21 protein-coding genes are annotated in these 22,754 nt (G+C 75.4%); 11 read left to right on the forward strand and 10 right to left on the reverse strand.

Annotation, left to right across the window (positions count from 1 at the left end):
- The 3 genes from ACH5AR_RS16400 to ACH5AR_RS16410 all read right to left on the reverse strand — a co-directional run.
- On the reverse strand, positions 1-1,456 hold a 1,456-nt coding region (locus ACH5AR_RS16400; RefSeq protein ID WP_396302085.1), incomplete at its 3' end, for a choice-of-anchor A family protein.
- Positions 1,457-1,899: 443 nt separating this feature from the next.
- A complete protein-coding gene (locus ACH5AR_RS16405) occupies positions 1,900-3,366 on the reverse strand; it encodes a PTS transporter subunit EIIC (RefSeq protein ID WP_396302086.1) in 1,467 nt (488 codons plus the stop codon).
- Positions 3,367-3,397: 31 nt separating this feature from the next.
- On the reverse strand, positions 3,398-4,012 hold the full coding sequence (locus tag ACH5AR_RS16410; RefSeq protein ID WP_396302087.1) for a MarR family winged helix-turn-helix transcriptional regulator: 615 nt from the start codon (positions 4,010-4,012) through the stop codon (positions 3,398-3,400).
- A 186-nt stretch (positions 4,013-4,198) separates the two neighbouring features.
- Here ACH5AR_RS16410 and ACH5AR_RS16415 point away from each other — a divergent pair, with 186 nt between their 5' ends.
- The 6 genes from ACH5AR_RS16415 to ACH5AR_RS16440 all read left to right on the forward strand — a co-directional run bounded on the left by ACH5AR_RS16415 (position 4,199) and on the right by ACH5AR_RS16440 (position 9,998).
- Positions 4,199-5,398 carry a cytochrome P450 gene (locus tag ACH5AR_RS16415; RefSeq protein ID WP_396302088.1) on the forward strand — a complete coding sequence of 400 codons (1,200 nt, stop codon included), beginning with the start codon at positions 4,199-4,201 and terminating at the stop codon, positions 5,396-5,398.
- Between the two features lie 92 nt (positions 5,399-5,490).
- On the forward strand, positions 5,491-5,688 hold the full coding sequence (locus ACH5AR_RS16420) for a ferredoxin (protein WP_396302089.1): 198 nt from the start codon (positions 5,491-5,493) through the stop codon (positions 5,686-5,688).
- Positions 5,685-6,884, forward strand: a complete 1,200-nt coding sequence (locus ACH5AR_RS16425) for an NAD(P)/FAD-dependent oxidoreductase (protein WP_396302090.1) — start codon at positions 5,685-5,687, stop codon at positions 6,882-6,884. The genes ACH5AR_RS16420 and ACH5AR_RS16425 overlap by 4 nt, the downstream gene beginning before the upstream one ends.
- A 289-nt stretch (positions 6,885-7,173) precedes the next feature.
- Positions 7,174-7,596 (forward strand): hypothetical protein, encoded by a 423-nt coding sequence (locus ACH5AR_RS16430; protein ID WP_396302091.1) that lies wholly within the window; start codon positions 7,174-7,176, stop codon positions 7,594-7,596.
- A gap of 222 nt (positions 7,597-7,818) precedes the next feature.
- Positions 7,819-9,558, forward strand: a complete 1,740-nt coding sequence (locus ACH5AR_RS16435) for an MFS transporter (protein ID WP_396302266.1) — start codon at positions 7,819-7,821, stop codon at positions 9,556-9,558.
- Positions 9,555-9,998, forward strand: a complete 444-nt coding sequence (locus tag ACH5AR_RS16440) for a MarR family winged helix-turn-helix transcriptional regulator (RefSeq protein WP_396302092.1) — start codon at positions 9,555-9,557, stop codon at positions 9,996-9,998. Before ACH5AR_RS16435 ends, ACH5AR_RS16440 begins: the two co-directional genes overlap by 4 nt.
- Before the next feature lie 18 nt (positions 9,999-10,016).
- Here the strand turns inward: ACH5AR_RS16440 and ACH5AR_RS16445 are convergent, their stop codons facing one another.
- On the reverse strand, positions 10,017-11,210 hold the full coding sequence (locus tag ACH5AR_RS16445) for an enoyl-[acyl-carrier-protein] reductase FabV (RefSeq protein WP_396302093.1): 1,194 nt from the start codon (positions 11,208-11,210) through the stop codon (positions 10,017-10,019).
- A 305-nt stretch (positions 11,211-11,515) separates the two neighbouring features.
- Here ACH5AR_RS16445 and ACH5AR_RS16450 point away from each other — a divergent pair, with 305 nt between their 5' ends.
- Both ACH5AR_RS16450 and ACH5AR_RS16455 read left to right on the forward strand, forming a co-directional pair.
- On the forward strand, positions 11,516-11,938 hold the full coding sequence (locus ACH5AR_RS16450; protein ID WP_396302094.1) for an SsgA family sporulation/cell division regulator: 423 nt from the start codon (positions 11,516-11,518) through the stop codon (positions 11,936-11,938).
- Between the two features lie 111 nt (positions 11,939-12,049).
- Positions 12,050-13,765: a cytochrome bc complex cytochrome b subunit gene (locus ACH5AR_RS16455; protein ID WP_396302095.1), complete on the forward strand. Its 1,716-nt coding sequence runs from the start codon at positions 12,050-12,052 to the stop codon at positions 13,763-13,765.
- Here the strand turns inward: ACH5AR_RS16455 and ACH5AR_RS16460 are convergent.
- From ACH5AR_RS16460 to ACH5AR_RS16470, 3 genes are all read right to left on the reverse strand, one after another.
- Positions 13,731-14,126 (reverse strand): cytochrome c oxidase subunit 4, encoded by a 396-nt coding sequence (locus ACH5AR_RS16460; RefSeq protein WP_396302096.1) that lies wholly within the window; start codon positions 14,124-14,126, stop codon positions 13,731-13,733. The genes ACH5AR_RS16455 and ACH5AR_RS16460 overlap by 35 nt on opposite strands.
- On the reverse strand, positions 14,123-15,838 hold the full coding sequence (ctaD, locus tag ACH5AR_RS16465; protein WP_396302097.1) for a cytochrome c oxidase subunit I: 1,716 nt from the start codon (positions 15,836-15,838) through the stop codon (positions 14,123-14,125). Before ctaD ends, ACH5AR_RS16460 begins: the two co-directional genes overlap by 4 nt.
- A 192-nt stretch (positions 15,839-16,030) precedes the next feature.
- Positions 16,031-16,672, reverse strand: coding sequence for an L-threonylcarbamoyladenylate synthase (locus ACH5AR_RS16470; protein WP_396302098.1), 642 nt, complete (start codon positions 16,670-16,672; stop codon positions 16,031-16,033).
- A gap of 215 nt (positions 16,673-16,887) precedes the next feature.
- Between ACH5AR_RS16470 and ACH5AR_RS16475 the strand changes: the two genes are divergently transcribed.
- The gene (locus tag ACH5AR_RS16475; protein WP_396302099.1) at positions 16,888-17,229 is read left to right on the forward strand and encodes a hypothetical protein; all 342 of its coding nucleotides are present in this window, start codon (positions 16,888-16,890) and stop codon (positions 17,227-17,229) included.
- 84 nt (positions 17,230-17,313) lie between these two features.
- On the opposite strand, the gene ACH5AR_RS16480 is transcribed toward ACH5AR_RS16475, so the two are convergent.
- Positions 17,314-17,469, reverse strand: a complete 156-nt coding sequence (locus ACH5AR_RS16480) for a DUF6131 family protein (protein ID WP_396302100.1) — start codon at positions 17,467-17,469, stop codon at positions 17,314-17,316.
- 145 nt (positions 17,470-17,614) lie between these two features.
- On the reverse strand, positions 17,615-19,168 hold the full coding sequence (locus ACH5AR_RS16485; protein WP_396302101.1) for a threonine/serine exporter family protein: 1,554 nt from the start codon (positions 19,166-19,168) through the stop codon (positions 17,615-17,617).
- Between the two features lie 583 nt (positions 19,169-19,751).
- On the opposite strand from ACH5AR_RS16485, the gene ACH5AR_RS16490 reads away from it, so the two are divergent.
- Positions 19,752-20,378 (forward strand): SRPBCC family protein, encoded by a 627-nt coding sequence (locus ACH5AR_RS16490; RefSeq protein ID WP_396302102.1) that lies wholly within the window; start codon positions 19,752-19,754, stop codon positions 20,376-20,378.
- 58 nt (positions 20,379-20,436) lie between these two features.
- Here ACH5AR_RS16490 and ACH5AR_RS16495 read toward each other — a convergent pair whose 3' ends face one another.
- Entirely contained in the window at positions 20,437-21,840 is a 1,404-nt protein-coding gene (locus ACH5AR_RS16495; protein WP_396302267.1) for an FAD-dependent oxidoreductase, read from the reverse strand.
- Between the two features lie 85 nt (positions 21,841-21,925).
- On the opposite strand from ACH5AR_RS16495, the gene ACH5AR_RS16500 reads away from it, so the two are divergent.
- Positions 21,926-22,663 (forward strand): TetR/AcrR family transcriptional regulator C-terminal domain-containing protein, encoded by a 738-nt coding sequence (locus ACH5AR_RS16500; protein WP_396302103.1) that lies wholly within the window; start codon positions 21,926-21,928, stop codon positions 22,661-22,663.
- The last annotated feature ends 91 nt before the right edge of the window (positions 22,664-22,754 follow it).

The raw sequence follows: 22,754 nt of genomic DNA on the forward strand, positions 1-22,754 counted from the left end.
CACCGTTGGTCTCGTGCCACAACTGGAACGTCGCCCCCGCCAACGGCTGCCCCGTCGCCGCGTCGACCTTCGTCACGCTGGTCGAACCGGTCGGCACGGCCGTCTTGGCGTCGGTCACGGTGACCGCGGCGTTCTGCCCGTCCGTGCCCAGGTCCACCGTCGTCACCGCGGGCTGCGGCAGGTCGTAGCCGGGCGGCGCCGCCGTCTCCTGCCAGTAGTAGGTGCCCAACGGCAGGCCGGACGCCGAGCAGACCCCGGACGCCGGCGTCACACACGGCGGCCCCACCGCCGTGTCCGGGTTCGCCCCCATGGTCTGGAGACCGGCGACACCGTTGGTCTCGTGCCACAACTGGAACGTCGCCCCCGCCAACGGCTGCCCCGTCGCCGCGTCGACCTTCGTCACGCTGGTCGAACCGGTCGGCGCCGGCGGGGCGCCGCAGTCCGGGAGGTCCCCGTTGAAGGGGTAGGCGTGGAACTCCGTCCCGGTCATGCCCCCGCCGGAGTTGTGCACCAGCGAGCCGGCGGTGAAGAACCGCCCGCTCAATCCGGGCAGGCTCATCGTGGCGGTGCCGCCCGGGTTGCCGGCCAGCACGCTGCCCTGGAACTGCCCCGAGCCCGTGAGGGTGACGGTCGTCGCGGTCGGGAAGTTCCACAGCAGCCGCTCGCGCAGCCGGTTCCAGGGGTCGGTGTCCACCAGGCTGCCGCTGTACGTGTTGATCGTGCGGGCGCCGCCCAGCAGGTTGACCAGCACGGTCGCGTTCGCGGGGATGCCGGCGAAGACGATGCCCTGGGTGGAGCCGCCCGGCCCGACGAGGTCGAAGTCGACGTTGAAGACCTGGAGGGCGGAGGTGCCGTCGCCGGTGAAGAGGGTCTGGTACCCCTGGTTGACGGCGGTTCCGGTGGCGGGCCGGGGTGTGCCGACCCCGGCGTAGCAGGCGCTGGCCGTCTGGAGCTCGCCGCGCAGCGGGGCGTACGCGGCCACGGCCTGCGGGTCGTGGATCTTCGTGCCGGTGATGGTGCCCGTGGCGGTGCCGGCGTAGCGGACGACGCCGCCCTCGGCCAGCAGCGACTGGCCGGGGGCCACGGTGACGTCGCCCCCGGCGGTGAGGAAGTCCGCGCCGTCCGGCGGGGGGACGCGCGAGCCGACACCGACGATGCCGATGTTGTACACCGAGCTGACCCCGGCCCTCTTGCTCATGTCGAAGCTGCCGAGGGTCACCACGTGCCCCTCGGCCTCCGCGGCCGACTCCCGGACGCTGAAGTCGCCGCCGACGAAGATGTTCACCCCGGCGTCGCGGCCCGCGAAGGGGCCGTTGTTGACCGGCGGGAACGTCGCCGGACAGTCCGCGCCCAGGCACGGCCCGAGGCTTCCCGGCAGGCCTGCCGCGTGGGCCGCCGACGGTGCGATGAGCGACACGCCGAAGGGGACGAGCGTGAGGGCCAGGGCGGATCCCATCACCCTGCCGAGTCTTCGTCCCCAGCTGGCGGAGTTCGCCGGATGCTGGCTGGGCTTCACCGAAGTCCTTTCATCATATGAACACAAAGACAGCCCTCGGAGTGTGCGCGCCCGGAGCCCGCCCGGCAGCGACCCGCCGGTGCTTTCGCCCGACCGCCGCCGCAGGTGCACCCGATCGGCCGCGCCCCTCCCCGGCGGCCCCGGGGCCGCCCGGGGTCCGCCGGCCCTGACGTTGCGTCAACCGCGGACCCGGTGGAGGCGCCGACCGGCAACCGCCCTCCCCGGCCCCCGCTCGGTCATGTCCGGCCGCTCCCGGTCACCGGCTGTCCGTCGCTCCCGGGCGTGCGCATCCACCGGGCCGGCCGGGGCCTCCCGGATCGGTTCGGTCGCGGTCGACCTGCCGCCAGCCGGGCCCTTCGGGAGCGACGCGGGGCCGCCGGAGATCAGACCGGAGGGCCCGCGCTGCTCGCGTCCCCGGCGGCGGCCGGGCGGTCGTACTCGGTGAGGGTCTCGCGGGTGAAGCCGAAGAACCAGGTCGCCAGGAAGCCCGCGACGTAGCCGGTCAGCAGCCCTCCGGCGTAGACGGCGGCGCCCGCGAGCAGGCCGTGCGGGCCGGCCAGCAGGGGGAACAGCGCCCAGCCGGAGGGGCCGATGGCGGTGGAGCCGACGGCGTCGCCGAGCTGGCCGGCCGCCCCGACGAAGGCGCCTCCGGCGGCGCCGCCGACGCAGGCGGTGACGAAGGGGCGCCCGAGCGGCAGGGTGACGCCGTAGACCAGGGGCTCGCCGACGCCGAGCAGTCCGGCCGGGAGGGCGGAGCGGATGGTGGCCCGCAGGGCGGCGTTGTGGCGCAGCCTCAGGTAGACGGCCACCGCGCAGCCGACCTGCCCGGCACCGGCCATCGCGAGGATCGGCAGCAGCACGGTCGAGCCCTGCTGCTGGATCAGCGTGGTGTGGATCGGGATCAGCGCCTGGTGCAGGCCGAGCATCACCAGCGGCAGGAAGAGGCCGCCGAGCACGAGCCCGGCGAGCAGGCCGCCGTGGTCGAGCAGCCAGGTGGCGGCGTGGCCGATGGCGGTGGAGACCTCCCCGGCGAGGAACATCAGGCCGAACAGCGCGGCCAGCCCGCCGAGCAGGACGGTGACGGTGGGGGTGACCAGGACGTCCAGGGCGGCGGGCACCAGACGGCGGGTCCAGCGCTCCAGGTGGACGGCCAGCAGTGCGGCGCCCAGCGCGCCGACCACACCGCCCTGGCCGGGGGTGAGGTGGTGCCCGAAGGCCTCCACCTTGGCGACCCCGGCGTAGACGATCACGCTGGCCACCGCCCCGCCGAGCACGGGGGTGCCGCCGAACTCCTTCGCCGTGTGGTACCCGACGAAGACGGCGATCAGGGACATGAACCCGGCGGAGACCGGGCCGAGGGCGGTGACCAGCGCCGGGGCCCATCCGAGGTTGGCCAGGGCCCCGGAGAGGCCGGCCACGATCCCGCACCCGACCAGGGCGGGGATCAGCGGGACGAAGACGTTCGCGATCCGGCGCAGCGCCAGCTTCACCGGGGTGGCGTTGCGCCGCCGGGCCTCGGCCCGGATGCGCTCGCCGCGCCCGGCGAGGTCCTCGGCGCCCGGGGCCGGCCCGCCGGCGCCGGCCGGGGCGCCGGGAGGCTCCAGGAGGTGGCGCAGCCGCGCCGTGACCCCGGCGACGGCGGCGGGCCCGAGCACGATCTGGTAGGTGTCGTCCTCGACCGTGCCCAGGACCTCCGGCAGCGCGCGCAGCGCCTCGGTGTCGACCAGGGAGCGGTCCGCCAGGCCCAGCCGCAGCCGGGTCATGCAGTGGGCGACCGAGCGGATGTTGGCGGCCCCACCGACCAGCGGGAGGATCGCCTCGGCCACGGCGCGGTTCTTCTCGTCCGACATGCCCGGTGACGTACCCGGCCGCTCCCCGGGCTCAACCGCCTTGGTACGCGGCGGCCCTGGGCTCGGCGGCCGGGCCCAGGGCGTCGGCGGCGCCGTCCGGGCGGTCCGGGAGCGGGTCGTCCTCGGCCCCCGTGGCGCGCACCCGGTGCACGTACCGGTCGACGAGGTGGCGCAGCACGGTGGCGGTGGTGACGACGTCCGCCTCGGGGACGCCGTCGAGCGCGTCGGCGAGCCCGATGATGTTGGCCTGTTTCAGACGGTCGAGCACCTCCCGCCCGCCGGGGGTGATGGCCACCTGACGGGCCCGCCGGTCCTGGGTGTCCTGGCTGCGTTCCACCAGCTGCTGGCCCTGGAGGCGGTCGATCTGGCGGGTGACGTGGGAGGGCTTGACCAGCAGGCGGTCGGCCAGGTCGCTCACCCGGCTGGCCTCCGTGCGCTCGGCGAGCGCGCGCAGCAGGTAGACGTCCGAGCGGGCGGCGGTGATGCCGGCCCGGGCGGTGCGGCGCTCGTGCTCCTGTGAGCGCGTCAGCAGGTAGGCGAGTGAGGCCAGGACCTCCTCCAGGCCCTCCAGGCCGTCCGGGCCGTCCGGGTGCCGCGGCCCTCGGGCGGTGGTCCGGTCGTCTTCGGCGTCTTCTTCGTCCGACATGGGGGAACTGTAGCGATCCGGTCCGACCGGCGCGGAGGGTCCTGGGCCGCAGCCGGATTCCGGACAGTTTCGGCGCACGCCCGGCACCCCCTTCCATCACCACGGAACGCGAGTTAGCGTGACGTTCAGTTAGTTGCTTTGGGCACGTAATTATGGCCCCGCCTCCACTCCCGGAAGGGATCCACGATGGCCACCGCCGAGAAGGCCCCCCGCTTCGCCCACCCCGCCGCCCGTGGCACCTGCCCGTTCGCCCCGCCGCCCGCCTACGACCAGGCCCGACAGGAGGAGCCGGTCAGCCGCGTCACCCTCTGGGACGGCTCCACCAGCTGGCTGGTCACCCGCCACGAGGACGTCAAGGCCGTCCTGTCCGACCCCAGGTTCAGCTCCGACTCCACCCGGCCCGGCTTCCCGTTCATCAGCGCGGGCGCCCGGCAGCTGAACACCGGGCGGCCGACCATCATCCGGATGGACGCCCCCGAGCACACCCACTACCGCCGGATGCTGACCGGCGAGTTCATGATCAAGAAGGTCGAGGCGCTGCGCCCGGAGATCCAGCGGATCGCCGACGAACTGCTGGACCGGATGACCGCCGGGCGCTCCGAAGCCGACCTCGTCGCCGAGTTCGCCCTGCCGCTGCCGTCCCTGGTCATCTGCCTGCTGCTCGGCGTCCCCTACCAGGACCACGACTTCTTCCAGGAGTGCAGCCGCGTCCTGCTGCGCCGCGACTCCACCCCCGAGGCGGTCTCCGAGGCCCAGGCCAAGCTGGTGGACTACCTGGTCGCGCTCACCGAGGCCAAGCGCGCCGAGCCCGACGACGGCATCCTCAGCCGGCTGCTGGAGCGCGGCGAGCTGAGCACCGAGGAGATCGGCTCCATGGGCCGGCTCCTCCTGGTCGCCGGGCACGAGACCACCGCGAACATGACCGCGCTCTCCGTGCTCGCCCTGCTGCGCAACCCCGACCAGCTCGACCACCTGCGCCGCAACCCCGAGGCCGTGCCCGGCGCGGTCGAGGAGCTGCTGCGCTACCTGACCATCGTGCACTCCGGCCTGACCAGGGTCGCCGCCGCGGACGTCGAGCTCGGCGGCGTGCGCATCGCGGCGGGCGAGGGCGTCATCTGCATGGTCAACACCGCCAACCGGGACGAGCGGGAGTTCCCCGACGCCGACGAGCTCGACCTCTCCCGCGACGCCCGCCGCCACCTGGCCTTCGGCTTCGGCGCCCACCAGTGCCTGGGACAGCCGCTGGCCCGGCTGGAGTTGCAGATCGCGCTGGCCACCATCCTGCGCCGACTGCCCGAACTGCGCCTGGCCGTACCGTTCGAGGAGGTCAGGTTCCGCGGCGAGATGCTCGTCTACGGCGTCCACGAGCTGCCGGTCGCCTGGTGACCGCGGCTCCCCCGGGAGCGCCACCACCCCACCAAACCACCCTCCCCGCCGCGGAGTTCGGATCCGCCGGGGAACCGCCCGAAGGGAAGACCATGCTCGTCCGGATCGACCAGGACAAGTGCTGCGGCGCGGGGCACTGCGTGCTCGCCGCCCCCGACGTCTTCGACCAGCGCGAGGAGGACGGCATCGTCGTCCTGCTCGACGCCGAACCGCCCGCCCCGCTGCACCGGGCCGTCCAGGACGCCGCCGCCGTCTGCCCGGCCGCGGCGATCACCCTGGAACAGGGGTGACGCCGCTGCGGGACGTGGCCGTGGTCGGCGCCGGCGCGGCCGGGCTGCACGCCGCCGAGGCGCTGCGCCGGTCCGGCTACGACGGCCGCCTCACCCTCGTCGGGGCGGAGCCGCAGGCGCCGTACGACCGGCCGCCGCTGTCCAAGCACCTGCTCGGCGGCCAGTGGCAGCCCGAGCGCCTGACCCTGCGCGGCCCCGAGGCGCTGGAGGAGCTCCGGCTCGACCTGCGCCTCGGCGTCCGGGCCGAGCGGCTGGACCGCCGGGAGCGGACCGTACGGCTGTCCGACGGCCGGCAGGTCCGCTGCGACGCCGTCATCGTCGCCACCGGCGTGCGCCCGCGCCGGCTCCCCGGCGCCGAGGCGCCGCTGCCGGGGGCGCACGTGCTGCGCACCCTCGCCGACGCCCTCGCCCTGCGCGACGAACTGCGTTCGGGCGTCCGGCTGTTGGTGGTCGGCGGCGGCCTGCTCGGCGCCGAGGCGGCGGCCACCGCGGTCGGGCTCGGCGCCGAGGTCGCCTGGCTGGCCTCCGGCGCCACGCCGCTGGCCGCCGTGCTGGGCACCGAGACGGCCGCGCTCCTGGCCGGTCTGCACCGCGAGCACGGGGTGCGGATCCACCGGGGCACGGCCACCGGGCTGCTCGAACGGCGCGGCCGGGCCGCCGGCGTCCGGCTGGCCGACGGCTCCGAACTGGCGGCCGACGCCGTGCTGATGGCCGTCGGCTCCGAACCGGCCACCGAGTGGCTGGTCGGCAGCGGAGTCCCGCTGGACGACGGCGTGCTCTGCGACGCCTACTGCGCCGCCGGCCCCGGCGTCTGGGCGGCCGGCGACGCGGCCTCCTGGCCCGACCCGCGCACCGGCCGCCACCGGCGCGTGGAACAGCGCACCAACGCCACCGAGCAGGCGGCGCACGCGGCCCGGAACCTGCTGGCCGGTCCGGACGGCGCCCGGCAGGCCTACCGGCCGGTCCCCTACCTGTGGACCGACCAGTACGGGCTGCGGGTCCAGGTGTTCGGCCGGCCCGGCGGCGCCGAGCACTTCGAGGTGGTCGACGGCAGCCTGGCGGAGCGCCGCTTCGCCGCCGTCTGCGTCCGGGACGGCCTGGTCGCCGGAGCCGTCGGGATCGCCTCCGCCCGGGCGCTGCGGGCACTGCGCGCCCACGTGGCGGCGCACGACCCGTGGCCGCTCCGACCGGCCTGAGGACCGGCGCCCGCCGCCGCGTCCGGCGCCGCGTCCGCCGACCGGGCGCGGCGGCGGGCGCGGCGCCACGGCGCGGGGACGGCGGGGCGGGGCACGCCCGGAGGCCGGTGGCCCGCAGCCGGCCAGGGGAGAGCGCACATGGACGACCGCAGCCGCCGAGCCGCCCCGGGCCCGGGGGCCGACGGCCGGGCCGGGGTGCTGGGCACCGCGCCGGCGGCCGTACTCGCCTTCTCGCTCTCCTCCGGCTCGTGGCAGGGTTCTCGGCTAGATCGGGCTGACCCTCCTCGCGGTGGTCCTCTCCTCCCGTCCGCCGGCCCGTGCGACGGACACCGGGGCCGGCTTCCTGCGGAGCCCGGCCGCCTACGCGATGGTCCTCGGGCCGGCGGTGGCCCTCACCCTGGCCCCCGCGATGCGGCGCTGGTCCTGGCTCTTCCCGATGCGGCGGACCCGCGACGCGTGCCCCCGGCTGGGCGACTACGCACGGTGGCAGGCGCAGGCCGCCCTCGGCGGCCTGGCCGGCCGCGACGGCCCCGCGCTCGCCGCCGCCCCGGGTCAGCAGGCCCGGCACGCCGTCGCCGACTGCCTGTCGGCCACCACGACGCTCTGGCTGCCGGTCCACGCCCTCGGCGCGGCGCTGCCGACCGCGGCCGCCGTCCTGCGGGCGGAGCGGGCCCGCGCCCGGCGGGGGCCGTCCGGGCCCGCCGCCGGCTGACGGGCCGCACCTCCCCGCACGCCGCCGCCCGCCTGGCGGCGTCGGCGCTCTACCGGCCGAACGCCCGTCGGACTATCGTTAGTTGCCGGAAGCTATCGAATTCCCACTCCGACCACCGCCCGGCCGACCGGCCCGGGCCCGGTCGGCCGGCAGGAGGCAGCGGTGGCGACACGACTCCCCGACAACGACAGGGCCGGGCGGCTGCGAGCGGCCCGTAGCGCGGTGGAACCGGACCACCCCCGGTACAAGTGGGTGGCCCTGTCCAACACCACGCTCGGCACCCTGATCGCCACCATCAACGCCTCGATCGTCCTGATCTCGCTGCCCGCGATCTTCAACGGCATCGGCCTGGACCCGCTCCAGCCGGGAAACGTCAGCTACCTGCTGTGGATGCTGATGGGCTACATGCTGGTCACCGCCGTCCTGGTGGTCACCCTAGGCAGGCTGGGCGACATCCACGGCCGGGTGCGGATCTACAACGCCGGCTTCCTGGTGTTCACCCTCACCTCCGTGGCGCTCTCCCTCGACCCGCTGCACGGCGGGCCGGGGGCGCTGTGGCTGATCGGCTGGCGCGTGGTGCAGGCGGTCGGCGGGTCGATGCTGATGGCCAACTCGGCCGCGATCATCACCGACGCCTTCCCGGCCCACCGGCGCGGCACCGCGCTCGGCGTCAACATCGTCGCGGGCATCGCCGGGTCCTTCATCGGCCTGGTCCTCGGCGGGCTCCTGGCCGAGTGGAACTGGCGCTCGATCTTCTGGGTCAACGTGCCGATCGGCCTGCTCGGCACCGTCTGGGCCTACCGGTCGCTGCGCGACACCGGGGTCCGCAAGCCGGCCCGGATCGACTGGTGGGGCAACGTCACCTTCGGCGTCGGCCTGACCGCCCTGCTCGCCGCGATCACCTACGGCATCCAGCCGTACGGCGGCCACACCATGGGCTGGACCAGCCCCTGGGTGCTGGCCGGGCTGGTCGGCGGGGTGGCGCTGCTGGCCGTCTTCTGCCTGATCGAGTCCCGGACCGCCGAGCCGATGTTCCCGCTCTCGCTCTTCCGCGACCCGGTCTTCGCGGGCGGCAACGCGGCCACCCTGCTGGGCTCGATCGCCCGCGGCGGGCTCCAGTTCATGCTGATCATCTGGCTCCAGGGCATCTGGCTGCCGCTGCACGGCTACGACTACGCCGACACCCCGCTGTGGGCCGGCATCTACCTCGTCCCGCTGACCGTCGGCTTCCTGGCCGCCGGGCCGATCGCCGGGTACCTGTCGGACCGCGCCGGGGCCCGGCTCTTCGCCGCCGGCGGGCTGGTGGTGATGGCGCTCTCCTTCGCCGGGCTGCTCCTGCTGCCCACCGACTTCGGCTACCCGTGGTTCGCCCTGCTGGTGTTCCTCAACGGCCTGGGCGGCGGGCTGTTCGCCGCCCCCAACACCTCGCTGATCATGTCGAGCGTGCCGGCCGCCGCCCGCGGCGCGGCCTCCGGCATGCGGGCCACCTTCCAGAACGCCGGCATGGTGCTGTCGATCGGCGTCTTCTTCTCCCTCATGGTGGCCGGCCTGGCCGGGTCGCTGCCGCACACCCTGACGGCCGGCCTGACCGCCCAGGGCGTGCCCGCCGCGGACGCCCACGCCATCGCCTCGCTGCCGCCGGTGGGCACCCTGTTCGCGGCCTTCCTCGGCTACAACCCGATCCAGCAGCTCCTGGGCCCGCACGTGCTCGGCACCCTGCCGGCGGACAACGTCCGCACCCTGACCGGCCGGGAGTTCTTCCCCCAGCTGATCTCCGGCCCCTTCCACGACGGGCTGCTGGTGGTGTTCTGGCTGGCGATCGCGATGTCGCTGGTGGCCGCGGCCGCCTCGCTGGTCCGCGCGCGGCCCCGGCCGGCCGCCGGGGCGACGGCGACGGCCGCGCCGGCCGCGGCGGATCGACCGGCCCCCGCCGCCCCGCCGACCGGGGAGCAGCGGCCGTGAGCGCGGACGGCGACGGGCTCCCCGCCGAGGCGGTCGTCCGGCTCCGCCTGGCGATAGGCCGGCTCAACCGCCAACTGGTCCGCGCCTCCGGCGACCAGGACCTCACCGCCGCCCAGCTCTCCGCGCTGGCCCGGGTGGAGCAGCACGGGCCGCTGCGGCTCGGCGGGCTCGCCGCGCACGAGGGCGTGGCCGTCCCGTCCATGGTCCGCACCGTCGCGCCGCTGGTCGCCGGCGGCCTGGTCGCCAAGACTCCGGACCCGCAGGACGGCCGCTCCCAGCTGCTCGCCGCCACCCCGCTCGGCCTGGAGACCCTCTCCCGGATCCGCCGTGAGCGCACCGCCCTGCTCGCCCGCCGCAGCACCCGGCTCACCCAGGAGCAGTGCCGCGCCCTGGAGGCGGCCCTTCCCGTCCTGGAGCTCCTCCTGGAGGAGAACGGCTGACGGCCGCCCTGCCGGGGCTCACGCGGGCCAGGGCACCGAGGTCTCGACACCGGTGCCGTAGTCGACGCCCGGCACGTCCCAGCCGTACAGCTCCCGGAACCGGTCGTGGAACCAGGCGGCGCCGGCCGGGTCCGCGGCCAGTGCGGCGGCCGGGTCGGCCCACAGCGCGCGCACCCGGTCCTGCATCGCCGGGTCGAGCTCCCAGCCGTCCAGCCGGATCCGGCCCCGGTCGTCCAGGGCGGGCTCCTTCGCGCCGGTCAGCTGGTCCCACAGCTCCACGGCCTGGTCGTCGGTGGTGCGCCAGCCGTCCTCGCCGAGGACGTTGCGCAGCAGCGAGGTGTAGAGGGCGATGGAGGGGATGGCGGTGGACGCCTGGGTGACGGCCGCACCGGCGACGACGGTGAACGCCCGCCCGCGGTCGGCGAGCAGCCCGGTCCGCAGGCTGCGGGCGGTGGCCTCCAGGTCCTCCTTGGCGGCGCCGATCGTGCCCTGCCGGTAGACCGGAGCGGTGATCTCGGAGCCGACGTAGGACAGCGCCACGGTGGTGAAGCCGGGGCCGAGCAGGTCCGCGTCGGCCAGCGCCCGCACCCACAGCCGCCAGTCCTCGCCACCCATGACCTTGACGGTCGCCGCCCGCTCGGCCTCGTCGGCCGGGGCGAGGTCGACGCTGCCGATCCGCGGCACGCCCTCGTCGAAGAGCAGGGACGGCGAAGTGTACGGGGAGCCGAGCGGCTTGATCACCGAGTGGTGGACCTCGCCGGTAACCGGGTCGGTGCGCCGGGGTGAGGCGAGCGAGTAGACGAGGTGGTCGACCGGGCCGTAGCGCTCGCGCAGGAGCGCGACGACCTCGGCGCGGGTGGCGTCCGCGTAGGCGTCGGCGTTGACGAACGCGAGGTCTCCCCCGCTCCGCTCGACCAGCGCGGCCACCGCCGCCGTGCGGTACCAGCCGGCGGTCGCGGTGCGCCGTTCGGTCGCGGCGCTCTCGAAGGCGACGCCGACCCCGCGGACGCCGTGCCGGCGCAGCCCGGCGAGCAGGATCGCCTGGCCGTACCCGGCGCTGGCGCCGAGGACCAGGACGACGGGGGCCCGGCCGGCCGGGGTCGCGGGCTCGATGCGCCGCCACTGACGCTCGACGGTGGCGGCGCTGCCGACCGGGTGGGAGTTGACGATCAGGTAGCCCCGCTGCCTGGGGACGATCTGCTGGATGCTCACGCGATGGCGCCCTCTCCGATCCGGAGACCGTGATCAAGGTGTCGGTCGTGGGGAGCCTAACGTCGTCGGCGGGCGCCGCCCTTGCCACGCCGTCACGGAAGACGCGGGCCGTCCTTGTCGGAGGTCGTCCTTGCGGCGGGTGCCGCGCTTCGGGTAGCGCCGCCTCCGTACCGGACGGACCGCCCGGCACGGGGGCGTTGTGGAGGTTCGGTGTCCGTCGACTGCGCCGGAGCGGACCGGGTAGGCGCCGAACAGGGGCACCGGCCCGCCCGGGGCCGGCCCCGCGGCCACAGGAGGGTCGTTCGATGCCGATGCCCGTCCACCCGATGTCCGTCACCTTCCCCGACAGCCCGCTGCCCGACGTCCCGGTCGTCGCGGAGCTGCGGTTCGACCCGGACCTGCCCTACGCGGCCTGCCTGGCGCTCCCGCTGACGCCCTGCACCTGCTCGCCGCTCGAGGCCCGGGTGTGCTGGTACTTCAGCCGTGAGCTGCTGAACGAGGGCCGGCACGCCCCGGCCGGCAGCGGCGACGTCCGGGTGTGCCCGGGGCCCGAGGGCGAGGTGCTGATCACCCTGCGGGGGCCCGAGGGCAACCAGGCCGTCCTCAGCGCCCCGGCGGGGGAGGTCACCGCGTTCCTCTCGGACTCCTTCCTGCTGGTGCCCGCCGGTACGGAGTCCGAGCACCTCGACGTGGACGCCGCGCTGGCGCGGCTGCTCGCGGAGGACTGACCGCCCGGGCGGCGACGCCCGTTGCGCCGTTGGAGTGCTCTGCCCCCGACCGCCACGGCAACGGCGGCGCACGGCCGCCCCCGGCACGGTGGCGCCCACTAGGTTCCTGCCGTGGACGAAACCAGGGCTTCGAGCGGGCGCGAGCCCTCCACCGGCGAGCGCCTCACGGCCCGCCTCGACGGGCGGCTGCCGGTCACCGAGGCGGGCCGGGAACTGCTGCGCAAGGTCTTCCCGGACCACTGGTCCTTCCTGCTCGGGGAGCTGGCGCTGTACAGCTTCGTGGTGCTGCTGCTGACCGGCGTCTACCTGACGCTCTTCTTCCGGCCGAGCATGAACGAGGTCGTCTACCAGGGCTCCTACCTCCCGCTCGACGGCGTCCGGGTGTCCGAGGCGTACGCGTCCACCCTGCGGATCAGCTTCGAGGTGCGGGGTGGGCTGATGATCCGGCAGGTCCACCACTGGTCGGCGCTGCTGTTCACCTCCGCGATCGGGCTGCACCTGCTGCGGGTGTTCTTCACCGGGGCGTTCCGCCGCCCGCGCGAGCTCAACTGGGTGATCGGGGTGACGCTGTTCACCCTCGCCCTGCTGGAGGGCTTCTCCGGCTACTCGCTGCCCGACGACACCCTCTCCGGGACGGGCCTGCGGATCGCCGAGGGCGTGCTGCTGTCGGTGCCGGTGGTCGGCACCTACCTCACGCTGTTCGCCTTCGGCGGCGAGTTCCCCGGGCACGAGATCATCCCGCGGCTGTTCACCGTGCACGTCCTGCTGGTCCCGGGCCTGCTGCTGGCCCTGGTCGGAGCGCACCTGACGCTGGTGGTGGTGCTCAAGCACACCCACTGGGCCGCCCCCGGCCGCACCAACCGCAACGTGGTGGGGATGCCGTTCTTCCCGCAGTTCCTGACCCGCACCGTGGGGCTGATGTTCGCGGTCGGCGGCGTGGCGGCGCTCTCCGCCTTCCTCGCCGAGGTCAACCCGGTCTGGCGGTACGGCTCCTACCGCCCGGACATGGTCGGGGCGGGCGCCCAGCCGGACTGGTACATCGGCTTCATCGAGGGGGCGCTGCGGCTGATGCCGGCCGCGGAGACCCGGCTGCTCGGGCACACCGTGTCCTGGAACGTGCTGCTGCCCGCCCTGGTGGTGCCCGGGCTGCTGTTCGCGGCGCTGTACGCCTACCCGTTCGTCGAACGGTGGCTCGACCCTGGCACCGGCGAGCACCACCTGTGCGACCGGCCGCGCAACCGGCCCACCCGCACCGCGCTGGGCGCCGCCGGGGTCACCGTCTACGCGGTGCTGCTGGTCGCCGGCGGCAACGACGTGATCGCGTACGCCTTCGAACTCTCCGTCAACGCGCTCACCGTGGCGCTGCGGACGGCGCTCGTCGTGCTGCCGCCGGTGGTCTTCCTGCTCACCCGGCGCCTGTGCCTGGGCCTCCAGGCCCGGGACCGCGCCCGGCTGCGGGACGGCGACGAGACCGGCCGGATCGAGCAGTCGCTCGACGGCGGCTTCTCGGGCCACCGCCGCCCGGTGCCCGAGGCCGAGCGGTACGTGCTGCTGGCGCGTGCCGCGACGGAGCCGGTCACCGTTGCGCCGGGGGCGCCGCGGCCGCAGCGGGTGCGGGCCGCGGCGAGCGCCTGGTTCCACCGCGACCGGGTCGAGCTGCCCTCCACCGCGGCGGAGTCGCAGCGGACGGCGGCCGTCCTCACCGCCCCCGCGCACCCCGCACCCACACCCGCACCCGTCCGGGCGGTCCGCCGCGCCCCGCAGGGTGCGCTGCGGCGGCTGCTGCGCCGGCTCAGTCCGCGCCGTGGTCGCGGTACTGGAAGATGAACCCGCCGACGGCGAGCGCGAGCACCAGGGCGCCGAGGACGATCAGCCACCGCGCGAACACCAGGCCCAGCGCGAAGACCGTCACGCCGACCGCCGCGAGGACGGGGTAGCCGCTGCGGGCCGGGAAGAACCCGACCGGCCCGGCGGCCTCGGCGATCTCGGCCTCCTCGCGGTCCTGCGCCCGGCCGCCGCCCAGCCGCTGGTGCTGGACGAACCAGAACAGCGCGACCAGGCCGGACATCAGGAACGCCACCGTCAGGATCGCCTTTCCGGCCGGCTCACGGGCCCAGAGGCCGTAGACCAGCCCCGTCACCGCGAAGAAGGCCGTCATGACGGCGAACAGCCGGCCCTCCCCCTTCACCGCCCGCTCCCCCGCCCGCCGGCCCGGCCGGAGGGCTGCTCGGCGCCGGAGCCTCCCGACTCCTCCGGCGGGACCTCCGGATGGTGCAGGTCGAAGGCCGGGGACTCGGACCGGATCCGCGGCAGCACGTGGAAGTTGTGCGACGGCGGCGGGCAGGAGGTGGCCCACTCCAGGGACCGCCCCCAGCCCCACGGGTCGTCCTCGGCGACCTTCTCGCCGTACCTGCTGGTCCTCCAGACGTTGTAGAAGAACGGCAGGTTGGAGACCCCGAGCAGGAACGAGCCGACCGAGGCGCACACGTTCAGCGCGGTGAAGTCGTCCGCCGCCAGGTACGTCGCGTAGCGGCGCGGCATCCCCTGGGCGCCCAGCCAGTGCATCACCAGGAAGGTGGTCTGGAACCCGGTGAACAGGATCCAGAAGTGCGCCTTGCCCAGCCTCTCGCCGAGCATCTTCCCGGTGAGCTTCGGCCACCAGAAGTAGAAGCCCGCGAAGGTGGCGAAGACGACCGTGCCGAACAGCACGTAGTGCAGGTGGGCCACCACGAAGTAGCTGTCGGTGACGTGGAAGTCGATCGGCGGCGCGGCCAGCAGCACCCCGCTCAGCCCGCCGAACAGGAAGGTCACCATGAAGCCGACCGACCAGAGCATCGGGGTCTCGAAGGACAGCGAGCCGTTCCACATCGTCCCGACCCAGTTGAAGAACTTCACCCCGGTGGGCACCGCGATCAGGAAGGACATCATCGAGAAGAACGGCAGCAGCACCTGCCCGGTGGCGAACATGTGGTGCGCCCACACCGACATGGACAGCGCGGTGATGGCGATGGTCGCACCGATCATGCCGTAGTAGCCGAACACCGGTTTGCGGCTGAACACCGGGATGATCTCGGTGACGATGCCGAAGAACGGGATCGCGACGATGTAGACCTCGGGGTGGCCGAAGAACCAGAACAGGTGCTGCCACAGCAGCGCCCCGCCGTTGGCGGCGTCGAAGGCGTGCGCACCGAACTTGCGGTCCGCCTCCAGGCAGAGCAGCGCGGCGGTCAGCACCGGGAAGGCCAGCAGCACCATGACCGAGGTGAACAGCACGTTCCAGGTGAAGATCGGCATCCGGAACAGCGTCATGCCCGGCGCCCGCAGGCAGGTGATGGTGGTGACGAAGTTGACCGCCCCCAGGATGGTGCCGAGGCCGGCCACCACCAGGCCGAGCGCCCAGAGGTCCCCGCCCGCCCCCGGCGAGAACAGCGGGCCGTTCAGCGGCGCGTAGGCGAACCAGCCGAAGGCGGCCGCGCCCCCGGTGGTGAGGAAGCCGCCCAGCACCATCAGCCCCCCGAGCAGGAAGGCCCAGTAGGTGAAGGCGTTCAGCCGGGGGAAGGCGACGTCCGGCGACCCGATCTGCAGGGGCATGATCGCGTTGGCGAACCCGGCGAAGGTCGGGGTGGCGAACAGCAGCAGCATGATCGTGCCGTGCATGGTGAACAGCTGGTTGTACCGCTCGTTGGACACCAGCCCGGTGTCCGGTCCCATCAGCTGGGCCCGCATCAGCAGCGCGAGCACCCCTCCGACCAGGAAGAAGCCGAAGGCCGTCGCCAGGTAGAGGTTCCCGATGACCTTGTGGTCGGTGGTGAACAGCCAGCGCAGCAGCGTGCCGCCCTGCCGGACCGGCGCCGGGGTACGGTCCTCGGCACGGGGCGGGGCGGTGGACGAAGCGCTCATGGAACCTCCGCAGCGGAGCCGGTGACGCCCCCGTCGCGGCGCCGATCCCCTCCCCCGTCCGGCGGAGGGCCCGCCCTCGCACGCCACCGCCGACCCTAGCGGCGGCGGCCCGCCCCGGCGGGGCGCCACGCGGTACGTCCGCACGCGGTGCGTTCGACCGGGTGGCGCCGCCGTCCGGGGCGGATCCCGGGCTCAGCGCTCCCGCAGGTCCGGGACCACCTCGCGCAGCCGGTCGGCGCCGATCGCGCCCGCCCGCAGCAGGACCGGCACCTCGCCGGTGACGTCCACGATCGAGGAGGGCACGGCCGCGGCGGTCCGGCCGCCGTCCAGGTAGACGGCCACCGAGTCGCCGAGCATGCCCTGGGCGGCGTCGCAGTCCTGCGGCGAGTCCTGCCCGGTGAGGTTGGCACTGGAGACGGCCAACGGCCCGGTGGCGTCCAGCAGTTCGATGGCGACCGGGTGCGCCGGCATCCGCACCGCCACCGTCCCGCCGGTCTCGCCAAGGTCCAGCTCGACCGAGGGCAGGTGCCGGGCGACGACCGTCAGCCCGCCCGGCCAGAACTCCTTCACCAGGGCCCGCGCGCGGTCCGTCACCTCGACCAGCCCGTCGAGTGCCTCCGGGGAGCCGACCAGCACCGGCGAGGGCATGTTCCGCCCGCGGCCCTTGGCCCGCAGCAGGCGGTCGACCGCCTCCGGCGCGAAGGCGTCCGCGCCCACGCCGTACACGGTGTCCGTGGGCAGCACGACGAGCTCGCCGCGGCGCACCGCGGCGACGGCCTCGCGCAGCCCGGCTGCGCACTCGGAGGGGTCCGAACAGTCAAAACGACGAGTCATCAGGGGTCTCCACCGGCGGGCCGCCGGCCCGCCCCGTTCCTCCGGCCCGGCCACCTCTCCGGCCGGACACGACCTGGTCAGCCTACCCCTCCCGGGCCGGCGCCCCGGCCGCCCGGTGGCCGCCGCCTCGGCCGCCCGGGTGGCGCGCAGCGGCCGCGCCCTCCGGTCCGTCCTCCCCGGGGGCGGGCGTCGACGGCCCGACGTAGGTTGCGGGCATGACCAGTGACGAGACGGTCCCGGCCGTGGGAGTGCGTCCGCTGGACGAGGTGTTCGCCGCGATCGACAAGGTCAACCGGCGGCCCCGGCCCTGGACGGGCTTCGAGCACGGCGTGCTCGGCGCCTACCGGTGGGCGGCCGGCGCCCAGGTCGCGGCGCCGGTGACCGCCGCCGCCACGGCCGCGGCGGGCGGACCGGGCCACGCCCAGCTGCTGGCCGAGTGCCAGGCCGCCGCCGTCCACCTCCGCCTGGTCCGCTCGCGCGGGGCGGACCACAGCTACGTCCTCGGCGTCCACCGGGCGCTGGCCTGGCTCTGCGGGCTGCACGAGGACCGCCCCTGAGCGGGCCGCCCGGGGGCGGCGGGCGGCCCCGGGCGGCCCGCGAGCCGGCAGCGGCGGGCGGCGCTGACCGGCGGTCAGGCCGGCTCAGTAGTAGTGGCGGCGGCCCCCGATGGCATGCCCGAGCGATCCGGCGACCCACAGCACCAGGCCGATGGCGAGCAGCACGATGCCGATGGTCCACAGGACCGGGATCCCGATCACGAGGCCGATGACGAGCAGGATGACGCCGAGGAGTATCACGAGGCTCTCCCTGGTTGACGTGGCTGGCGGGCGGGGCGGCGGCCCGGCTCGCACCGGGACCGTCCCGGGGGGCGGGGACTGCCCCGTCCCGCACCCCACGCGTGTACCGCCGCGCGGCCCGCGCAAACCGTCCGGCCGCTCATCCTCACCGCCGGTGCCGGCCGCCCCGCCGCCGGGGCGGTGCGGCGGCCCGGGGCGCGGGCAGGAAGAGCCGGGCCAGCTCGCGGCCCAGGTTGACGCCGATGGCGAGGGCCATGGCCATCGCCCCGGCCCGTCCGATGCCGCTCAGCCCGACCTCGGGCTCGCCCCGGACGAAGGCGAGCATCCCGAAGTACAGCACCGAGCCGGGCAGCAGCGGCCCCAGCGCGGCGGTGATGTGCGGCAGCGCCGAGCTGCCCCGGCAGCGCGCCATGAGCTGGCCGGACAGCCCCACCAGCCCGGCGGCCAGCCCGGTGGCCAGGATCGGCTCGCCGCCCGCGTTCACCAGCACCCCGTACGTCGTCCAGCCGGCCGCGCTGTTCAGCAGCACCGCCGGCAGGGTGGCCGGCTCGGTGTTCAGCAGCACCGCGAACGCCAGGGTCAGCAGCACCGCCGCCGCCAGCTGGAGCGGCGGGTTGACCGCCCCGGGCGGGACGTCCTGGGCGGCCAGGTCGGCGCCGTTGTTGACGCCGACGTACAGCACCGTTATCACCCCGATCACCACGCCGGCCATCAGGTACAGCGCTTCGAGCAGCCGGGCGGCGGCGGTCAGGTAGAAGCCCGCCAGGCCGTCCTGGGCCGCCGCCACCATGGGCCAGCCCGGCAGCACCGCGTACAGTCCGCCGGTGATCACCACCGAGCCGCGCAGGTGCAGTCCGTTGAAGGACAGCAGGATGCCGATCACGGCGGCGGGCACCGCGGCGACCACGAACTGGTAGAAGGCCGGGAGGTCGTGGCGGGCCACCAGCGCGGAGAACCGCTCGCCCAGCAGCGCGGCGACGACGGCGCTGGTGAACACCAGCCAGGCCCGGGCGTCGGCCCGGCCGCCGATCAGCAGGGTGGCCGCACCGGCCATCCCGCCGCAGCAGAGCACGAACAGCCGGCCGTCGTAGCGGCGGCTGTGGCGGCGCGCCGCCACCAGACGGCCGTGCGCCTCGGGGACGGCCAGCCGGCCCGCGGTGATCTCGGTGACCAGCCGGAACACGGCGGCCAGCCGTGCGTAGTCGACGGCCGGGCGGCGGACGGAGCACTCCGCCGTCAGGGAGGGCTCCGCCGGCCCGGGCTGGTACGAGATCGCGACCCGGGTGAAGGTGACCTGCGGGTCGCAGGGGTGGAGCCGGTAGGCGTGGGCGACGGCCAGCATGGCGGCCTCGACGTCCTCCGCCGCCTCGCCGCTGGCCAGCAGCAGCTCGCCGACCAGGAGCGCGAGGTCCAGCACCCGGGCCGGCTCGACGCCGGCCGGCGGATCGGTGCCGGCGCCCTCCGGTGCGGGCTGCCGGTCGGCCGTCGGGGTGCGCAGCAGCGGCAGCATCAGGTCCGGCCAGGGGACGGCGGCGGTGTCACCGTCCGGTCCGGGGCGCTGCGCGCTCTCCGGCCGCTCGGGGGCTGGACTCTGGGCCCGGGGCTGCGCCTGGCCGTGAGCCTGGGGCGGCACCCGGTCGGGCCGGGCGGGGCCCTGCTCCGAGCCGGCGGGCGCGCCGAGCTGCTCGTGTTCCGTCATCGCGACTCCCTGACCCCACCCCCTTCGTCACCATCGTGCAGCCCTTCCACTACCCGGAGTGACGCTGCGGCGAACGCGCCACATCGGGCACACCCGTCCGAACCGGAGCACGACCGACCGCACACGCCCCATCGCCCCGCGCGTGCCGACCCGGGGTGGCGCGCGGGATGCGGGCGGGCCTCGGGGGCCGGCGCCGCGCCGTCGGCCACGGGTCGGGGCGGCCCGCCGGGCCGGTCGCCCGGCCGGTCAGAACCGCGGCGCCGGCAGGCCGTCCGCCTCGGCATCGAAGGGCAGTTCGGGCCGAGGGCCCAGGCTTCCAGACGTGGCGCCGTGATCTCCTTCCGGACCTGCGCCCGGTAGCGCTCCCGCCGGGCCTGTGCACCCGTCCTCGCCGTGCCCGCCACCCGCTCTCCCAGCATGTCTGTCTAGAGGCTCACGCTTTCGTTAGAAGGCCTCACGAAACCTGTTGACACTCCGAGCTCCGGCGGGTTACAACTTCTAACGAAGGCGTGAGCCTATAGCTCACACCACCGCGCGGCCCGCCGGGCACTGCCCGCCGGCCGACCAGTGATTGGGGAGTCGCATGTCCGCCACCCGCCGCACCGGCCTCCGCACCGCCCTGTGGACCGTCCCGCTGGCGCTCGGCCTGCTGGCCGGCGCCACCGGGCCGGCCGGGGCCACGACCGCCCACCGGCCCGCCCCCGGGCTGAGCTGCCACGGCGCCGGGGTCGACCCGGACGCCCGGGTCCGCTACCGGACCGAGGCGGTGGTGCACGCCCCGCTGCGGACGGTGTGGCGGCTGCAGACCGACGTGGCCCGCTGGCCCGCCTGGCAGGCGCCGGTGCTGAGCACCGAGCGCCTCGACCACGGCCCGCTGCGCCCGGGGTCGGCGTTCCGCTGGACCACCCCGCTGCCGCCGAACCCGGCGTCCGCCGACCCCACCCTGGAGATCACCTCCACCGTGCGGCAGCTGCGGCCCGGGGCCTGCCTGCGCTGGACCGGCCCGGCGGTCGCGAACGGGCTGCGGATCGACGGCGTCCACGTGTGGACCTTCACCGAGGTCCCCGGCGGCGTCCTGGTGCGCACCGAGGAGACCCACACCGGCCCCCAGGTCGACGCCGACGTCCCCGCCGCCACCGGGATCCTGCGCCAGGGCCTCGACGGCTGGCTGCACGACCTGAAGGCCGCGGCCGAGGCCGGCGGCCGGTAGGCCCACCCGGCCGGACCGCACCGCCACGGGCACCGGCCGGCGCCGGGGGAGCCGCCGCTCAGCGGGCGAGCAGCCCGTACCGCCGCGCGTAGGCCGCGAGACCGTCGGCGCTCGCCCCGGCCCAGCCGAGGTAGCCGTCCGGGCGGACCAGGAACACGCCCGTGCCGTACGCCCGGTAGGCCGGGATGCGGACCACCGGCGCGGCGACGGCGGGCAGCGGGGCGTCCGTGCCGACGGTGAGCAGCGTCCAGTGCGGGCCGCGGAAGGCGTCGAACAGCCGGGTGCCGCCCCGGCGGCCGTCCGGGGCGCGGTCGCCGGCCCGCAGCGCGTCCGCCGGAAGGCCCCGGCGGGTCTCCACCGAGAGGGTGGACTCCCGGTAGCCGAGGCCGAGCTGCTGGGTCGCCCGGCCGCGGCGCTGCTCGCCGCGGTGGACCCTGGTGGACAGCTCCAGCATCGCCGCGGCGTTGGCGCGGCGCTCCTCCTGGTAGCTGTCCAGCAGCTCCTCGCCCGCCCTCCCGGCCAGCACCGCGGCCAGCTTCCAGCCCAGGTTGTAGGCGTCCTGGACGCTGGTGTTCAGGCCCTGCCCGCCGGCCGGCGAGTGGACGTGCGCGGCGTCGCCCGCGAGGAACACCCGGCCGGCGCGGAAGCGGTCGGCGAGCGCCGCGCGCGGGCGGAACCCGGAGACCCAGCGCAGCTCGACGAGCTGCTCGGCGGCCAGGTGGGAGCGGGCTGCGAGCACCGCGCGCAGCCCGTCGAGGGTGGGGTCGACGGCTGCCCCCTCCGGGAACCCGGCGACCAGCTGGAAGTCCTCGGTGCCGCCGAGCGGACAGGCCGCCAGCACCCCCGGCCCGGACTGGAACACGTGCCAGTGGTCGCGGTCCAGCCCGTCGATCCGGACGTCCGCGACCAGCATCGGGGCCGGGTCGACGGTCTCGCCGGCCATCCCGATGCCGAGCAGCCGCCGCACCGCGGAGCGCCCGCCGTCGGCGGCGACGGCATACCGCGCCCGGACCGGGCCCCCGGCGGCGAACCCGGCGGTCACGCCCTCCTCGTCCTGCGCCAGGCCGACCAGCTCCCGGCCGAACGCCACCCGGCCGCCCAGCTCGCGCAGCCGCGCGTACAGCACCTGCTGGGTGCGCCACTGGGGCAGCATCAGCGCCTCGGTGTACGGCTCGGCCTCGGAGGGCTCGACCGGGTCGGACACCGGGTGCTCCTCCTGCGGCCGGCCGTCCCGCCAGACCAGGTAGGGCGGGTAGTGGCCGGCCACCGCGCGGACCCGCTCGAGCACGCCGAAGTCGTCGAGCACCTCCAGTGTGCGCGGCTGGAGGCCCTTGCCGCGCGAGCCGGGGAAGAGCTCCGCGCCGCGCTCGACCACCAGCGCGTCGACGCCGTGCCGGGCGAGGTCCAGCGCGAGGGCGAGTCCGGTGGGCCCGGCGCCGACCACCAGGACGTCCGTGTGCAGGTCGCGAGAAGTCACGAAAACCTCCTTAACGTTGTTAAGTAGCCGTTGCCGACAGCCTGCACTTAACGGCGTTAAACTGTCAACCGTGACCCCCCAGAAGACCCCCAAGCTCGACCGCGGCCAGGTCGTCGACACCGCGCTGGACCTGCTCGACGAAGCCGGCCTGGACGGCCTGACGCTGCGCGCCATCGCCGCCCGGCTCGACGTCAAAGCGCCCGCGCTGTACTGGCACTTCAAGGACAAGCAGGCGCTGCTGGACGCGATGGCGACGGAGATGCTGCGCCGCATGACGGCCCGAGCGGCGGCGGGCGCCCCCGGCGGCGCCGACGCTGCCGACGACGCCGACGACGCCGGGAGGCCCGACGGAGCCGAAGCAGCCGACCGCCCGGGCCGCGACCGGGCCCCCGGCGACTGGCGGGAGGCCTACCTGCGGACCATGCGCACCCTGCGAGCCGAGCTGCTGCGCTACCGCGACGGCGCGAAGGTCTACAGCGGCGCCCGGTTCACCGACACCGCGTACGCGGCCGCCCTGGAAAGCTGGCTGCGCGTGCTGGTCGAGGCCGGCTTCACCCCCGCGGCCGCCGCCCGGGCCTGGCAGACCGCCTACAGCTACACCATCGGCTACGTCATCGAGGAGCAGGCGATGGGCCCCAACCCCTTCGACGGCGCCGAGGGCTACGACGTGGAGGCCCGGGCCGCCCGCCTGGCCGCCCACCCGCTGGCCGCCGAATCCGGCCGGGTGATGTTCCGGGAGTTCGACGAGGGCTTCGAGCAGGGCCTGGCGGCGGTGGCCGCCGGGGTCGAGGCCACCCTGCTCGGCTGAGCCGGGCCGGACGGACGGCGCCGCCGGGCCTCGTGGGGCCCGGCGGCGCCGGCGGGTCGCGGGTCGGGTGCTCGGGCGAGCGGGCGGTCAG

Source organism: Kitasatospora sp. NPDC018619 (assembly GCF_044391605.1).
GTDB lineage: Bacteria > Actinomycetota > Actinomycetes > Streptomycetales > Streptomycetaceae > Kitasatospora.

Bases quoted from the DNA above. Each gene is read 5' to 3' on its own strand.
- ACH5AR_RS16490 (WP_396302102.1), top strand. From the start codon at position 19,752: ATGTCCGCCACCCGCCGCACCGGCCTCCGCACCGCCCTGTGGACCGTC.
- ACH5AR_RS16485 (WP_396302101.1), bottom strand. From the start codon at position 19,168: ATGACGGAACACGAGCAGCTCGGCGCGCCCGCCGGCTCGGAGCAGGGC.
- ACH5AR_RS16420 (WP_396302089.1), top strand. From the start codon at position 5,491: ATGCTCGTCCGGATCGACCAGGACAAGTGCTGCGGCGCGGGGCACTGC.
- ACH5AR_RS16410 (WP_396302087.1), bottom strand. From the start codon at position 4,012: ATGTCGGACGAAGAAGACGCCGAAGACGACCGGACCACCGCCCGAGGG.
- ACH5AR_RS16450 (WP_396302094.1), top strand. From the start codon at position 11,516: ATGCCGATGCCCGTCCACCCGATGTCCGTCACCTTCCCCGACAGCCCG.
- ACH5AR_RS16475 (WP_396302099.1), top strand. From the start codon at position 16,888: ATGACCAGTGACGAGACGGTCCCGGCCGTGGGAGTGCGTCCGCTGGAC.
- ACH5AR_RS16470 (WP_396302098.1), bottom strand. From the start codon at position 16,672: ATGACTCGTCGTTTTGACTGTTCGGACCCCTCCGAGTGCGCAGCCGGG.
- ctaD (WP_396302097.1), bottom strand. From the start codon at position 15,838: ATGAGCGCTTCGTCCACCGCCCCGCCCCGTGCCGAGGACCGTACCCCG.
- ACH5AR_RS16415 (WP_396302088.1), top strand. From the start codon at position 4,199: ATGGCCACCGCCGAGAAGGCCCCCCGCTTCGCCCACCCCGCCGCCCGT.
- ACH5AR_RS16405 (WP_396302086.1), bottom strand. From the start codon at position 3,366: ATGTCGGACGAGAAGAACCGCGCCGTGGCCGAGGCGATCCTCCCGCTG.